Origin of the sequence: Serratia sp. M24T3 (assembly GCF_000257645.1) — a bacterium.
Lineage (GTDB): Bacteria > Pseudomonadota > Gammaproteobacteria > Enterobacterales > Enterobacteriaceae > Rouxiella.
Genome location: NZ_AJHJ01000023.1, coordinates 19,828 through 34,546, shown reverse-complemented (window position 1 = coordinate 34,546; position 14,719 = coordinate 19,828). Strand labels below are relative to the sequence as shown.

13 protein-coding genes and 1 other RNA gene are annotated in these 14,719 nt (G+C 52.6%); 6 read left to right on the top strand and 8 right to left on the bottom strand.

All coding sequences use genetic code 11. The features are described from left to right. The first annotated feature begins 91 nt into the window (after positions 1 to 91). Complete coding sequence (locus SPM24T3_RS16470) at positions 92 to 769, top strand: GntR family transcriptional regulator (protein ID WP_009637924.1); 678 nt, start codon at positions 92 to 94, stop codon at positions 767 to 769. Positions 770 to 792: 23 nt separating this feature from the next. On the opposite strand, the gene SPM24T3_RS16465 is transcribed toward SPM24T3_RS16470, so the two are convergent. Beyond that, entirely contained in the window at positions 793 to 1,536 is a 744-nt protein-coding gene (locus tag SPM24T3_RS16465) for an SDR family oxidoreductase (protein ID WP_086013230.1), read from the bottom strand. 138 nt (positions 1,537 to 1,674) lie between these two features. Here SPM24T3_RS16465 and SPM24T3_RS16460 point away from each other — a divergent pair, with 138 nt between their 5' ends. Beyond that, on the top strand, positions 1,675 to 2,283 hold the full coding sequence (locus SPM24T3_RS16460) for a chorismate mutase (protein ID WP_009637922.1): 609 nt from the start codon (positions 1,675 to 1,677) through the stop codon (positions 2,281 to 2,283). A 119-nt stretch (positions 2,284 to 2,402) separates the two neighbouring features. Further along, on the top strand, positions 2,403 to 3,698 hold the full coding sequence (locus SPM24T3_RS16455) for a carbohydrate porin (RefSeq protein WP_009637921.1): 1,296 nt from the start codon (positions 2,403 to 2,405) through the stop codon (positions 3,696 to 3,698). Between the two features lie 121 nt (positions 3,699 to 3,819). Here SPM24T3_RS16455 and gcvP read toward each other — a convergent pair whose 3' ends face one another. The 7 genes from gcvP to SPM24T3_RS16420 form a co-directional block, all read right to left on the bottom strand. Beyond that, on the bottom strand, positions 3,820 to 6,693 hold the full coding sequence (gcvP, locus tag SPM24T3_RS16450) for an aminomethyl-transferring glycine dehydrogenase (RefSeq protein WP_009637920.1): 2,874 nt from the start codon (positions 6,691 to 6,693) through the stop codon (positions 3,820 to 3,822). A gap of 228 nt (positions 6,694 to 6,921) precedes the next feature. Further along, on the bottom strand, positions 6,922 to 7,308 hold the full coding sequence (gcvH, locus tag SPM24T3_RS16445; protein ID WP_009637919.1) for a glycine cleavage system protein GcvH: 387 nt from the start codon (positions 7,306 to 7,308) through the stop codon (positions 6,922 to 6,924). Between the two features lie 67 nt (positions 7,309 to 7,375). Continuing rightward, entirely contained in the window at positions 7,376 to 8,470 is a 1,095-nt protein-coding gene (gene gcvT, locus SPM24T3_RS16440) for a glycine cleavage system aminomethyltransferase GcvT (RefSeq protein ID WP_009637918.1), read from the bottom strand. Between the two features lie 363 nt (positions 8,471 to 8,833). After that, positions 8,834 to 10,057, bottom strand: a complete 1,224-nt coding sequence (gene ubiI, locus SPM24T3_RS16435) for an FAD-dependent 2-octaprenylphenol hydroxylase (RefSeq protein WP_009637917.1) — start codon at positions 10,055 to 10,057, stop codon at positions 8,834 to 8,836. Positions 10,058 to 10,112: 55 nt separating this feature from the next. Then, entirely contained in the window at positions 10,113 to 11,291 is a 1,179-nt protein-coding gene (gene ubiH, locus SPM24T3_RS16430) for a 2-octaprenyl-6-methoxyphenyl hydroxylase (protein ID WP_009637916.1), read from the bottom strand. Between the two features lies 1 nt (position 11,292). Next, positions 11,293 to 12,609, bottom strand: coding sequence for a Xaa-Pro aminopeptidase (pepP, locus tag SPM24T3_RS16425; RefSeq protein WP_037378910.1), 1,317 nt, complete (start codon positions 12,607 to 12,609; stop codon positions 11,293 to 11,295). 92 nt (positions 12,610 to 12,701) lie between these two features. Next, a complete protein-coding gene (locus SPM24T3_RS16420; RefSeq protein WP_009637914.1) occupies positions 12,702 to 13,274 on the bottom strand; it encodes a YecA family protein in 573 nt (190 codons plus the stop codon). Between the two features lie 206 nt (positions 13,275 to 13,480). On the opposite strand from SPM24T3_RS16420, the gene zapA reads away from it, so the two are divergent. The 3 genes from zapA (at position 13,481) to SPM24T3_RS16410 (ending at position 14,692) form a co-directional block, all read left to right on the top strand. Continuing rightward, positions 13,481 to 13,810, top strand: coding sequence for a cell division protein ZapA (zapA, locus tag SPM24T3_RS16415; RefSeq protein WP_009637913.1), 330 nt, complete (start codon positions 13,481 to 13,483; stop codon positions 13,808 to 13,810). Between the two features lie 60 nt (positions 13,811 to 13,870). After that, positions 13,871 to 14,053: non-coding RNA, 6S RNA (ssrS, locus tag SPM24T3_RS24790), on the top strand. A 36-nt stretch (positions 14,054 to 14,089) separates the two neighbouring features. Next, the gene (locus SPM24T3_RS16410; RefSeq protein ID WP_009637912.1) at positions 14,090 to 14,692 is read left to right on the top strand and encodes a 5-formyltetrahydrofolate cyclo-ligase; all 603 of its coding nucleotides are present in this window, start codon (positions 14,090 to 14,092) and stop codon (positions 14,690 to 14,692) included. The last annotated feature ends 27 nt before the right edge of the window (positions 14,693 to 14,719 follow it).

Below are 14,719 nucleotides of genomic sequence, written 5' to 3'. Positions count from 1 at the left end.
AATTTCACTATAACTTCATTCATTAAATAAGCGATTTCCGTGCCATGTTTTTGTGTAGAATGTCTAAAAATCTTTTCAGCAGGAGCTGGATGTGAAGACCGATGTCACACAAACGCAGGAAAGACCGGTGTATAAAGCCGCAGGATTATCATTGAACGAGCAGGCTTACCGAGGTTTTAAGCTGGCTCTGGTCACCCTGAGCTATAAGCCGGGTGAATACTTGAATACCGCGCAGGTGATGAATGATTTGTCGATGGGCCGCACGCCTATCAATCAGGCTATCCATCGCTTGGCGAACGAAGGCTTGCTGCAAATCATTCCGCGCAAGGGAGTAATGGTGTCGCCTTTGTCGATCGACGACGCGCTGGAGTTGATTGAAGTTCGTCTGGCAAATGAAATCTTGTGTATGAAGCTGGCCAGTCAGCGTATCTCGCCGCAGGATATCGTCGAGCTTGAAGCCATTAACCAGCAGATAGAATCAGCCAGTGAGCTGCGCGATCGCAATCAGTTGATGCTGTTGGATAATCAGTTTCATCAGTTGCTGGCGAAAATTACCGGTAACAAAATGCTGATAGATATTCTTAGCGTGCTACACGCGCAGGCTCAACGTTTCTGGGCCAGCTCGTTGTCGAAAGAGGGACATATGCAAGAAGTGATCGAGGAGCATCGGGCGATTATCAGCGCGCTGGCGGCTCAGGATGCGCGCTCTGCCGCCGCCGCCGCAGAGGTGCACATTCTTTCATTCCGCAACGCGTTACTGCGCGGGTAACAGTTAACCCGCGCCGGGTAAAACTATCTTCCACCCGCCAAATCGATAAAACTGCCGGTGACGTAGGAAGCAGAGTCGGACAGCAACCAGGCAATGGCCTCTGCGACTTCTTGTGGCTCGCCGCCGCGCTGCATCGGCAGATTGGCTTTCAATCTATCGACTCGGTCAGGCTCTCCGCCGCTGGCGTGGATTTCGGTGTAAATCAAGCCCGGCCTGACGCAGTTAACGCGTATTCCGTAGGGAGCTACCTCCAGTGACAGCCCGGTAGTCAGAGTATCAACTGCGCCTTTTGAGGCCGCATAATCGATATATTCACCTGGGGCCCCCAGCCGCGAAGCCGCCGAAGAAACATTGACGATCCCTCCACCCTGCCCGCCATGCTTTTTGGACATCACTTTTACCGCTTCGCGACAGCAGAGAAAATAACCGGTCACGTTAGTGCTCATCACTTGATTAATTCGCTCGGCGGTGAGGTTTTCTATCGTTGATTGAGTAAACAGAATGCCTGCATTATTTACCAGCGCGGTCAGCGGCCCGAGTTCACGAGCTATCTGCGTGAACATGGCAACGACTTGCTGTTCATCGGCGATATCAGCCTGAATAGCGATTGCCTGGCTGCCTCTAGCCGTTATCTCGTTAACTACCTTTTGCGCCGCCTGAGCATTATTCAGGTAATTAACCGCGACGCGATACCCCTGTTCAGCCAGCAAAATCGCGGTGGCGCGACCAATTCCACGGCTTCCACCGGTTACTAAAGCAACTTTAATCATCATCTTAAACCTTAAGCTAACGTCATCCATTGATGAATAAAAATAAGGACGTTGTACTGCCCGTTTTTTACCCAATTAAGTATCATGCTTAATGTACTGCCACTAACATAGCCAAAATTAAAGGAATAATTAACAATGAAGCCGATTTATTCTCTGCTCAACCCGCGCGCCATAATCGTATTTTCTGCTTTGACCCGAAAAAATCTTGCTGGCCTGATCCTGGCTTTTACAACTCTCTTCGCAGTAACACTGCACGCGCAAGCCTCTGAAAACGGCAGTCTGCCGGGCCTGATCAACGAGCGGCTTTCTTATATGAAGGACGTGGCAAGCAGCAAAGCCGAGCATCATCAGCCGGTTGAAGCGTTGGAGCAGGAAGAGAAAGTATTACAGGCAACCCAAAAAACCGCTGAAGGTTTGGGACTCGATCCGCAGTCTATAAAACCGTTTATTGTGGCGCAGATGAGTGCAGCGAAGGCGATTCAATATCGCTATCGCGCAGACTGGCTTGCCTCCCCTGAAGATAGCTGGAAACCGCGCCCGCTGGAGGAGATCAGAAAGAATATTGCTGCGTTGTCGGACCAAATACTGCGTCGTCTGGCCGACGAGCTTAAGGCCAGCGGTAAGATCTCTCCTGACAGTCAGGCCGAATTTATTGCAGAAATCCAGCAAAAGAATCTTGGTAAAGCCGATAAGGTTCAATTGTTTAAAACATTAGAGCAGGTTCGATTAAAAGATACACATTGATAACAGTAAGTTATGCAATATGAGCAAAAGTTGCTATTTTGTGAGATAACACATTTCGAATCATTTGGTTCAATGTATAATGCGCCGGATTTCTTTCTGCACACCAGGCCTTATATATAATGAAAACCAAATTTTTAACTCTTTCTCCGTTGGCGGCCAGCATTCTGCTCTGGTCTGCGGGGAGCATTGTTCAAGCACAAGCTACTGATTTTCTTAATCAAGATACGTTGACCGGTGACTGGGGTGGCTATCGCACCCAGCTGAAAAACGACGGTGTCACCCTAAGCGGAGAGTATGTTTCTGAAACTGCTGGTATTTTACACGGTGGTATTAGTAACGGCACTCGCTATGCGCAACAGGTAAAAATTGGCGCAACCTTCGATTTGAGCCGCATGTTTGATGTCGAGCATGCAGGTACTTTTCAGCTAACTATTAATGACCGTCGCGGAAAAAGCGCTTCCAACGATCTGGTCGGCAACCGTTTGCCGATGCAGGAAGATTACGGCGGCGAATATACCAGGCTTTCCGAGTTCAGCTATTCCAACTGGCTGCTGACGCCGAAACTGACCTACAAAGTCGGCCTGATGGCGATGGGTAATGATTTTGGCGGTATGCCGATCCTGAGCAACTTTGTGAACGCCGGATTCGATGCTCACCCGCTCAGTTTGTCCGGCGGTAGCGGCTGGGGCAACTATCCGACCGCACATTTTGGCGGCGAAGTCAGATATGACTTTGACTCGGGCTGGTCTATTCATACCGCTATCTTTGATGTTAATCCGCGCACCAATTCGGCCTCTTCAAAAGCCTTCATGCCGTTCACTCACGGTACGACCGGCGCGATTATTCCTGTCGAAGCGATATATGCCTATCGTGGCGCGTTGCCGGGCCTTTATAAATTTGGCTACTATCACGATACCTCCAAGGTTGCGCGCATTGGCAACAGCAACAGTCGCACCAAAGGCCGTAACGGTGGATACGTACTGGGCGACCAAACCGTTTGGCAATCTGAGACATTAAAATCACAAAACCTGCATGTATTTGGCCAGTGGACCACCGCCGATACTCAGAGCTCGCCATTCCATCACTGGTATTCAACCGGTCTCGTGTTAAACGGTCCGTTTGAATCGCGCCCTAAAGACTCTATCGCTATCGGTTATGGCAGAGCGGTTTACAATAAGAAGAGCCGTGATGTTGATATTGATAGCCTGCTTGGCGCAGGTAACTATTACGCTGCCGGTCAGGCCGAAAATCTGAGCATGGCCGAAAAACTGGTTGAACTGTCTTATAACGTGCAGGCGACGCCTTGGCTTTCTGTTCGCCCAAGCCTGCAATATGACAAGGATCCCGGCGCGTTCTCCAGCAAAAAGATCACTGATGCCTGGGTAGCTGCGGTACAGGTTAAAATCGAACTTTAATCTCGACTCTCCCTGTTGATTTGCAAAGAAAGATGATTCAAAAAGCAAAAATCCCTGACAGTAATGCCAGGGATTTTTTTATTGCCGACTCTGCTGACTTAAAGCAGGGTTAACACGGCGATTATTCGTAATCGCTGATCGGCACGCAAGAACAAAACAGGTTACGGTCGCCGTACACGTCATCAAGACGCTTCACGGTTGGCCAGTACTTGTCTTCGGTGCCTGCCGGGAATACCGCCAACTCACGGGTATAATCGTGAGTCCAGTTGCAGACCAGTTCAGCCTGCGTATGCGGTGCGTTAACCAGCGGGTTGTCTTCCAGCGTCCATTTACCCTGCGCGACGTTTTCGATTTCGCCACGGATTGCCAACAGTGCATCGACAAAGCGGTCGATCTCGACTTTGCTTTCAGACTCGGTCGGCTCAACCATCAGCGTACCCGCTACCGGGAAAGACATGGTTGGAGCGTGGAATCCGTAGTCGATAAGACGCTTGGCAATGTCCATTTCGCTGATGCCGGTCGCTTCTTTCAGCGGGCGAATATCCAGAATACATTCGTGCGCAACGCGGCCGTCGCGGCCGGTGTACAGCACTGGGTAAGCATCTTTCAAACGCGTCGCAATATAGTTAGCGTTCAGAATGGCCACCTGGCTCGCCTGCTTCAGACCTTCGGCACCCATCATGCGGATGTACATCCAACTGATTGGCAAGATAGATGCGCTGCCGAACGGTGCCGCAGAAACTGCGCCATTTTGCGTCAGTACGCCGTCAATCTGTACCACGCTGTGACCAGGAACGAACGGTGCCAAATGCGCTTTTACGCCGATTGGACCCATGCCCGGGCCGCCACCACCGTGCGGGATACAGAAAGTTTTATGCAGGTTAAGGTGCGAAACATCGGCGCCGATATAGCCCGGAGTCGTGATACCAACCTGTGCGTTCATGTTGGCGCCGTCGAGGTAAACCTGACCGCCATACTGGTGAACAATCTGGCAAACTTCGCGAATAGTTTCTTCGTAAACGCCGTGAGTTGACGGATAGGTAACCATGATACAAGACAGCTCGTCGCCAGCCTGCGCCGCTTTCTCACGCAGGTCGCTGAGGTCGATATTGCCCTGTTTGTCACAGGCAACCACCACCACGCTCATGCTGGCCATCTGTGCCGACGCCGGGTTGGTGCCGTGGGCAGAACTTGGGATCAGGCAGATATGACGGCTGCCTTCATTGCGGCTTTCGTGGTAATGACGAATTGCCAGCAGGCCCGCATATTCGCCCTGCGCGCCAGAGTTAGGCTGCATACAGATTGCGTCGTAACCGGTTAATTGCACTAACCATTGAGACAGCTGGCCAATCATCTGCTGATATCCGCTGGCCTGCTCAATCGGGCAGAACGGGTGCAGCGAAGCAAATTCCGGCCAGGTGATCGGGATCATTTCTGCCGCGGCATTCAGCTTCATGGTGCAAGAGCCTAATGGGATCATTGCCTGATTTAGCGCCAGATCCTTTTTCTCAAGACGGTGCATATAACGCATCATCTCGGTTTCGCTGTGGTACTTATTGAATACCGGATGAGTCAGGATCGGATCCTGACGCAGCACGGCGGCCGGGATCGAGTTGCTGTCAATGCTGACAGCCTTGTCCAGCTGTTCGATATCCAAACCGTGATTGTCACCCAGCAGCACGGAGAACAATACCTGCACGTCTTCGCGCGAGGTTGCTTCATCCAGCGTAATGCCTACAGCATGATGAATATCGGTACGGAAGTTCAGACCAAAGCTCAGAGCACGATCCAGCACCGCGGCTTTATCTTGTACTTCGACGCAAAGCGTATCGAACCAGCTGTCGTGACGCAGCGACAGGCCGCCTTTCTTCAGGCCAGCGGCCAGAATATCAGTCAGGCGATGGATGCGACCGGCAATGCGTTTCAGACCTTCAGGTCCGTGGAACACGGCGTACAGGCTGGCAATATTGGCCAACAGCACCTGAGAGGTACAAATGTTGGAGTTAGCTTTTTCGCGACGGATATGTTGTTCGCGGGTTTGCATCGCCATACGCAGCGCGGTGTTGCCTGCGGCATCGCGGGAAACGCCAATGATACGACCCGGCATTGAGCGTTTGAATTCGTCACGGCAGGCGAAGAATGCTGCGTGTGGACCGCCGTACCCCATTGGCACGCCAAAACGCTGTGCAGAGCCGAAGACAACGTCAGCGCCTTGCTTGCCCGGTGCGCCAAGCAGCACCAAAGCCATGATATCAGCGGCAACGCTGGTGATGATTTTGCGAGATTTCAGTTCAGAGAACAGCGCGCTGTAATCGTGTATCTCGCCGGTAGTGCCTACCTGCTGCACCAGCACGCCGAAGATACCTTCGAGATCTAATACTTTTTCTGCTTTATCGACGATTATCTCGAAACCAAAAGTCTCGGCGCGGGTGCGAACCACGTCCAGCGTTTGCGGATGCACATCATCGGCCACGAAGAAGCGGTTAGCATCTTTCAATTTGCTGGCGCGTTTGGCTAACGCCATGGCTTCGGCAGCGGCGGTAGCTTCATCAAGCAAAGAAGCAGACGCCAGATCCAGACCGGTCAGGTCGAGGGTCAGCGTCTGGAAGTTCAGCAGTGCTTCAAGGCGGCCCTGGGAAACTTCAGGCTGATACGGAGTATAAGCGGTATACCAGCCTGGATTTTCCAGCATGTTACGCAGGATAACCGGCGGGGTCAGCACCGCGCTGTAGCCCATACCAATATACGATTTGTAGCACTGGTTCTGGCTGGCAATCGCTTTCAGCTCAGCCAACGCCTGATGTTCGGTAACTGCATCGCCAACAGCCGGAGGGCCAGGTAACTGGATATCCGCCGGAACTATTTGCTGGATCAAGGCGTTCAACGAGCTAGCGCCTACAGTATCCAGCATTTGTTGCTGCTGTGAGGATGAAGGGCCGATGTGGCGACCAATAAAGGCTTCGCTGTGTTCAAGTTGGCTGAGAGTCTGAGTCATTTGCTACGCATTCCTGAAATCTTGCATTGAGGTATCGAGAGCTAACTAAATCTTTGTTTAAATCTGCACCTGCTGTTGCGTTTGCAAATGCAACAGCAGCATTTCTCTCTTTCATTGGAGCTACAGCAAGGCAACAAGTTTGAAGAGTCTCCGGGAACTTACTCAAGTAAGTCACTGAGGCCAACAAACGCTGCCAACGCCGCTGCAGCTTCAAGGACGACGAGAAATTTAGTCTTCCAGAGTGGCCTGATATCCGGCTGCATCTAAAAGATTGTCCAGCTCGGCTTCATCGGAAGCTTTAATCTGGAACAGGAAGCCTTCGCCATAAGGCGCGCTGTTAACCAGCTCAGGTGAGGATTCCAGTTCGCTGTTGATAGCCACAATTTCACCGCTAATTGGCGAATAAATGTCGGATGCGGCTTTAACGGACTCTGCAACTGCGCAGTCTTCGCCCGCGTCAACGGTGCGACCAACCTCTGGCAGATCGACGAATACCATATCGCCCAACAAGCCTTGCGCGTGTTCGGTAATGCCTACGCTATACAGGCCGTTGCCTTCTGAACGAACCCACTCGTGAGAGGTTGCGTATTTCAATTCTGCTGGAACATTGCTCATAAATAATCTCCGAAAAAGTTTGTTCTAAATTTAATAAATATTATTAAATCAAAATGTTAGCTGCGCATTACAGCAGGCTTTTACCGTTGCGAACAAAGCCGGCCCTGGTCACTCGAACCGGCATTTCACGATTGCGGATCTGCACAATCGCCTGCTCGCCAATCCCGGCCGGGACACGAGCCAACGCAATGCTATAGCCTAAAGTTGGCGAGAAAGAACCGCTGGTGATCACGCCTTCCTGCACATTACCGGCAGCATCGGTAAAACGCACCGGCAGCTCATTACGTAATACACCTTTTTCGGTCATGATTAAACCAACCAGCTGTTCGGTGCCAGCGGCGCGCTGTTTTTCCAGCGCATCGCGGCCAATAAACTGACGATCTTCCGGCTGCCAGGCGATAGTCCAGCCCATATTGGCGGCCAGTGGTGAAACGGCTTCGTCCATTTCCTGCCCGTATAAATTCATTCCAGCTTCCAGACGCAGCGTATCGCGAGCGCCCAGTCCGGCAGGCTTCACGCCCGCCACCAGCAGTTTTTGCCAGAAATCAGCCGCTTCTTCTTGCGGTAGCGCAATTTCATAACCCGCTTCGCCGGTATAACCGGTAGTGGCAATAAAAAGAGAACCGGCCTGAACGCCAAAGAATGGCTTCATGCCACTGACGGCCTGTTTTTGCTCGTCGGTAAACAGCGTCTGTGCGCGTTCCTGTGCCTGCGGGCCTTGCACGGCGATCAGCGCCAGGTCGTCACGAACGGTAAGCTCAATTGAATACGGTTTGGCGTGTTCGCTTATCCACGCGAGATCTTTTTCACGGGTCGCGGAGTTAACGACCAGACGGAAGAAATCTTCGTTAAAGAAATAAACAATCAGGTCATCGATTACGCCGCCGGACGCATTAAGCATGCCGGTGTAGAGCGCCTTGCCCGGTTGAGTCAATTTGGCCACGTCATTAGCCAGCAGATAACGCAGGAATTCGCGGGTGCGTGCGCCGTGTAAATCGACGATGGTCATATGGGAAACGTCAAACATACCCGCATCGCGACGAACAATATGGTGTTCATCCATTTGGGAGCCGTAATGCAGCGGCATCATCCAGCCGTGAAAGTCGACCATTCGTGCGCCACAGGCAACATGTTGATCATATAACCGAGTCTGCTTTGTCATCTTATTCCTCATTCTTTCCAGAGCGATTTACTCAATTGCGACCCGCCGCTCATCAATGGATGAGTCAAGTGACGGTGCAAGAATTGTGCCGACGCAAACGATACCTTTATCCAGACGTTATCACTGAATGACCCTGCTAACCATAAGTTAAAATATTCGTTGTTCAGGATTTGTCAGAAAATGGCGGAACGTATAATGCAGAGTTTTTCGCTGGAAAAATGCGGTTTATGACGCAATATCTATAATTAAACAGCAAATTGATTGATGTTATATAACGTGAGGGCCAGATTTCGCACCATTTGCAAAGTGAGAAATCCAGCCCCGGATTAGATAAAGTAATGGAAAAAATGCACTGGAATTAGATTATTTCAGCTGAAGTTCTTTGGTTTGTAGATACTCGGGAAGATCGTTCAACCCCATTGCCTGACGCAGCAGTTTTGGCTTCACGCCCGGCAGAGAATCAGCCAGCGTCAAACCAATATCACGCAGTAATTTCTTCGCCGGATTATTGCCGGCAAACAGTTCACGGAAACCTTGCATGCCGGCCAGCATCACCGCCGCGCTGTGTTTACGTTTGCGTTCAAAACGACGCAGGTACATATGCTGACCAAAGTCTTTGCCTTCGCGCTGCAAGCGTTTGATTTCAGAGGCCAACTCGGCAACGTCCATAAATCCGAGATTCACGCCCTGCCCGGCCAAAGGATGCACAGTGTGCGCGGCGTCGCCAATCAAAGCCAAACGCTGGGCGGCAAAACTGCGCGCATAGCGGCCCGTGAGCGGGAAGGTCTGCCGCTCGCTAACCACCTCACAGACACCGAGGCGCAGGTCAAAGGTACTGGCGAGAACTTTGTTGAATTCCGCATCAGACAGTGCCGCCAGTCGCTCAGCCTCTTCAGGCTCGACAGACCACACAATAGAAGACAGATGCGCATCGGACAGCGGCAAAAAAGCCAGAATGCCTTCACCGTGGAACACTTGCCGTGCCACAGATTGGTGCGCTTCGTCGGTGCGAATTGTCGCTACCAGTGCATGATGACGATAGTCCCAGAAGGTCAGTGGGATATCGGCGTGCTGGCGCAACCACGAATGCGCGCCGTCGGCACCCACCACGAGACGCGTGGTCAGCATGCGGCCATCTTCAAGGGTGATAAAAGCTTCATTCTCGCCCCAGGCGACATTTTTCAACTGCGCAGGTGCCAGAAGCTCGATGTCGTTCAGTTGCTCGGCGCGTTGCCAGAGGGCGCGATGAATGACCTGATTTTCGATAATGTGTCCGAGATGGCTAAAGCCGTACTCGTCGCTGCGAAACGCAATTTTGCCAAAGCTGTCGCGATCCCACACTTCCATACATTGATACGGATTGGCGCGCTGAGCGATGATATTGTCCCAGGCTCCGATATGTTGCAGCAAACGCTCGCTGGCGGCGTTGATTGCCGATACGCGAACGCCGGGAATTTCAGGCAGCGGAGTGTCGCCAGGCTGCTGGTTTTCGAGTACTGCAATACGCAGGCCGCTGCCGCTCAGGCTACAGGCCAGCGCCAGTCCGACCATGCCGCCACCGGCGATAACCACATCAAAAGATTGCATAATTTAATTCATTCCTGTCATTTTCTGCGGTCAGGCTGAGCCTGCGCAAGCGCCTTCAGCGTTCTGTCCAGCCCAAGGTACGGCGGGTAAATGCATCACGCAGCGGAGGGATTCGCTCCATTGCCATCAGGCCAAGATTACGCCCTGCGACCAGCGGCGTATAGCGATTGGCAAACAAACGCACCAGGCCATCGGTAATGCCGACGGTGGCCCGCTGGTCAGGCTGACGGCGCTGTTGATAGCGGCTTAAAATCTGGTAACTGCCGATGTCCTGCTGTTGCTGCCAGGCTTCGGCGAGCGTTTCGCTCAAGGTCATTACGTCGCGCAGACCAAGGTTGAAGCCTTGACCCGCGATCGGATGCAGCGTTTGCGCCGCATTGCCAACCAGCGCCAGACGATGGCTGATATGCCCGCTGGCGGTTAATAATTGTAGGGGATAACTGTGACGCGCGCCGGTTTGCAGCATTTTCCCAAGACGCCAGCCAAAGGCCTGCTGTAGCTCAAACAAAAACTGTTCGTCGCTCCAGCCATTCACTTCGGCCTGCTTTTCAATAGGATGGCACCACACCAGCGAGCTTCGCCCTTTCGACATTGGCAACAGTGCCAGCGGGCCGTGCTCGGTGAAACGTTCGAAAGCGCGTCCGCCGTGTGGCAAACTCGTGGTGATATTGGCGATCACGCCGACCTGCTGATAGCTCTCGCGCTGCCAGCGGATGCCACAGGCCTGCGCCAGTGTAGAGTTTGATCCGTCAGCGGCCACCAGCAAGCGGGCCTCCAGTGTTTCGCCGTTATCCAGCGTGACGCTGGCGCTGTCCGCATGGCGGTTCACTGTCACCACGCGAGCCGGACAATGCAAATGCACGCCCGGTGCCTTCGAGAGCAAAGCAAACAGGCGTTGCCCCGCGTCGTGTAGCTCAACGACCTGCCCCAGCGCCTCGACGCCATAATGTTTGGCATTGAGATTTACTGAACCTGCGTGACCGCGATCGCTGACGTGGATATCGGTAATCGGCGTCGCGCAGTTGGCCATAACCGACCAGACGCCAATAGCCGACAGCTGTTGGCAGGTGCCCTGTGCCAGCGCGATCGCTCGGGCATCAAAGCCGGGATGGGTAAAATCTTCCGGTGAGGTCGCTTCAATCAAGTGCACCGGCAGGCGTCCCTGAGTCAGCGAAGAAATCGCCAGCGCCAGAGTCGCACCAGCCATGCCCCCCCCTACAATAATCATGCTCATGCTATTTTCTTGCCGCCGCCATCAGTGCTTCGATATCGTCGGCCTCTTTGACCACGTCGCCAGTCAGGATTTCGATACCCGTTTCAGTAATCACAATGTCGTCTTCAATACGGATACCAATCCCGCGATAGGCTTCCGGCACGTCGGCGTCCGGGGCAATGTACAAGCCCGGCTCAACGGTGAGCACCATGCCCGGCACCAGCGTGCGGCTGCGCTCGACAGTGCCGTAATTACCCACATCGTGGACGTCCAACCCCAGCCAGTGAGACAAACCGTGCATAAAGAACTGGCGGTGGGCCTGCTCGGCAATCAGCTGATCAACGTCACCTTTCATCACGCCAATCTCCACCAATCCCTCAACCATGACACGCACGGCGGCTTCGGTAGCTTCCTGAATGCTGCGACCCGGTCCAAACACCTCCAGCGCCTTGTATTCGGAGGCCAGCACGATGTCGTAAACCTGACGCTGTGCCGGAGTAAACTTGCCGCTGACCGGGAAGGTGCGAGTGATATCACCGGAGTAATTCTGGTACTCGCAGCCGGCGTCGATCAGCACCAGATCGCCATTGCGCAGCTCGCATTCATTTTCGGTGTAATGCAAAATACAGCCGTTTTCTCCACTACCGACAATAGTGTTATAAGACGGCGTGCGCGAACCGTGACGACTGAATTCGTAATGAATTTCGCCTTCAAGATGATACTCATACAAACCGGCTCGGCAGGTTTGCATTGCACGGGTATGGCCTCTGGCGGTGATTTCACCAGCGCGGCGCATAATGGCGATTTCCTGCGGAGATTTGATCAGGCGCATCTCATGCACCCACGGACGCCAGTCGGTGACAGTTGCTGGAGCAGAAAGATTCTGGCGAAAACCCTTGCGCAGTTTTTCCATTGCGCAATCGACAATACGGTCAGCGTAAGCGTAATAACCCTGAGCGTGATAAACCACGTCCAGCCCGTTCAAAAGCAGGTGCAGCTGCTCGTTGATATCATCAAACGGCAGCGCGCGGCTAACGCCCAAATGCGCAGGGGCAGCATCCTGACCGAGGCGGCGACCAAACCAGATCTCGGCGGTTAAGTCACGTACTCGATTAAATAGCACCGAGTGATTATGATTTTCATCGCTTTTTACCAGCACCAGCGCCGCTTCTGGCTCGTTGAAACCGGTTAGATACCAAAAATCGCTGCTTTGACGATACGGATATTCGCTGTCGGCGTTGCGAGTTGCCTCCGGTGCCGCAAAAATAATTGCCGCGCTGCCGGGGGCCATTTTGGCGATAAGTGCCTGACGACGAGCCTCGTATTCCTGCTGAGTAATGGTCACTGTAGTCATCACCTGCTCCTGAAATCGGATGTTATCCACGTTAACTGTTTTTATTGTAAGGACTTAAGGCTCAATAGTCTGAGCAATTAATGCAGGGTACGCTGATTCTCGGGTGCCGTCGGATGGCTGCGGCTAAATTCGCCAAAACAAAGGATTGAAGCCACGCGAACGTATTCGACGACCTCTTCCAGTGACTGAGCCAGCATCTCCTGATCTTCGTCATCATCGTAGCCCAACTGACCAATACTGCGCAGATCATCAATGGCTTCGCCGACTTCGCCTTTAACTTTGGCAAGCTTGGGCTGCATCATGCCGAGGCCCAGCAGGAAATGGTTGACCCAGCCAGCCAGCGCATCGGCGCGTTCGAAAACGCTGGTATCGTCGGAGGGCATCAGCATCTTAAATTCAAAGCTGTCGTCTTCCAGCGTATCGGCGGTGATTTTTCGCAATTGTTGAAGCATATCGGCCAACTGGTGGCTAAAAGCCATCCCCTCGTTGGTCAGGTCATGCACCATCGTCAGCCAGCTGCCGTCACGGTTGCCGCCGCAAAGTAAGCCACTGATAAGCCCGTGCATTTCTGCCGGGGTCAAGGCTACGGACTGCTGTTTCAGGCTTTGATTCAGCGAATCATAGTTTGGATAGGTATTCTCAATAGACATGCGCATTCGCCATCGTTGGCAGGTTAAGTTCGTGTTATGCTACCACCAAGGCAAGTCTCAGTACCAGATTAGCTCGCCATGCTTAAGTGCTTAACGGCGTTGCAAATCAGGAGTGGGGTATATATAGTTGCGCCCGTTTTCGATGTCCTGTGCGTTTCGGCAGTGTTTCAATCGGAGGCCGGCGAATAATATGGCAGGAAGGTGGCATGTCTGCACAACCGGTAGATATACAAATTTTTGGTCGCTCATTAAGAGTAAATTGTCCGCCAGAACAACAAGAAGCGTTGAACATGGCTGCAGAGGATCTTAATCAGCGGTTGCAAGATCTTAAAGTTCGCACTAGAGTCACAAATACAGAGCAACTAGTATTTATCGCGGCATTGAACGTCTGTCACGAACTTGCTCAAGAACGCTTGAAAACTCGCGATTATGCCTCCAATATGGAACAGCGTATTCGGATGTTGCAACAAACCATCGAGCAGGCTTTGCTCGAACAAGGACGCATCACTGAACGTGAAGGGGCGCCTTTCGAATAAGTCAAGCTGTTGATATTTATCTCTTTCTATGAGAGACTGTGTCCACAGTAAGAATACAAAATTTCTCTGAGATGTTTGCCAGCGGGCCCGTCCCCTGAGCCGATAATTAGTACCAACAGAATGTGATGATCCGCAATCGGTGCGCATGCTCGGTCCGCCGAGAAGCCTAAAGATTGTGACTGAACGTTCACCTTGAACCATGGGTTCAAGGGTTACAGCCTGCGGCGGCATCTCGGAGATTCCCCTTTCTCCCCTGTAATATTTTCTCTGGCTTTCTCTATGTCTTTTACAGCTCAACACGCGCTGGTCAGGCAGGCGATTCGTACCGAAGTACGTCAGCGCAGAAAACAACTTACCCAGCAGCAACAGCAAGTCTTTGCCTTTCAGGCAACTCAGCGTATTGCCCGTCATCCCAAAGTTCAGCAAGCTAAAACGCTGTCAGTGTTCCTGTCGTTTGATGGCGAACTCGACACTTCTCCGCTGATCGACCGCCTGTGGCAAGACGGCAAACGACTGTGTCTTCCAGTGCTGCATCCATTCACCGAGGGACATTTACTGTTCTTAAACTATCGTCCCGGCACCAAACTGGTACGGAATCGTCTGAATATTTTCGAGCCGGAGCTGGACGTCCGCGAGATTTTGCCGCTCGGCGAACTGGATATCATCCTGACACCGCTGGTCGCCTTTGACTCAACCGGTCAACGACTCGGCATGGGCGGTGGCTTTTACGATCGCACCCTGCAAAACTGGCGCGAAAAAGGCCCCTATCCGATCGGTATTGCCCATGACTGTCAACAGGTTGACACCCTGCCGAGCGAAGAGTGGGACATTCCGCTACCGGAAATTCTCACCCCAAATCACAGCTGGCGGTGGATAAGCTGAACGCTGGAATGCAAAAAGGGCCTCAAT

Excerpts from the sequence above, each read along its gene's own strand:
- ubiI (WP_009637917.1), bottom strand. The coding sequence starts at position 10,057 with ATGCAATCTTTTGATGTGGTTATCGCCGGTGGCGGCATGGTCGGACTG.
- gcvT (WP_009637918.1), bottom strand. The coding sequence starts at position 8,470 with ATGACAAAGCAGACTCGGTTATATGATCAACATGTTGCCTGTGGCGCA.
- SPM24T3_RS16455 (WP_009637921.1), top strand. The coding sequence starts at position 2,403 with ATGAAAACCAAATTTTTAACTCTTTCTCCGTTGGCGGCCAGCATTCTG.
- SPM24T3_RS16460 (WP_009637922.1), top strand. The coding sequence starts at position 1,675 with ATGAAGCCGATTTATTCTCTGCTCAACCCGCGCGCCATAATCGTATTT.
- SPM24T3_RS16410 (WP_009637912.1), top strand. The coding sequence starts at position 14,090 with ATGTCTTTTACAGCTCAACACGCGCTGGTCAGGCAGGCGATTCGTACC.
- zapA (WP_009637913.1), top strand. The coding sequence starts at position 13,481 with ATGTCTGCACAACCGGTAGATATACAAATTTTTGGTCGCTCATTAAGA.
- gcvP (WP_009637920.1), bottom strand. The coding sequence starts at position 6,693 with ATGACTCAGACTCTCAGCCAACTTGAACACAGCGAAGCCTTTATTGGT.
- ubiH (WP_009637916.1), bottom strand. The coding sequence starts at position 11,291 with ATGAGCATGATTATTGTAGGGGGGGGCATGGCTGGTGCGACTCTGGCG.
- SPM24T3_RS16420 (WP_009637914.1), bottom strand. The coding sequence starts at position 13,274 with ATGTCTATTGAGAATACCTATCCAAACTATGATTCGCTGAATCAAAGC.
- gcvH (WP_009637919.1), bottom strand. The coding sequence starts at position 7,308 with ATGAGCAATGTTCCAGCAGAATTGAAATACGCAACCTCTCACGAGTGG.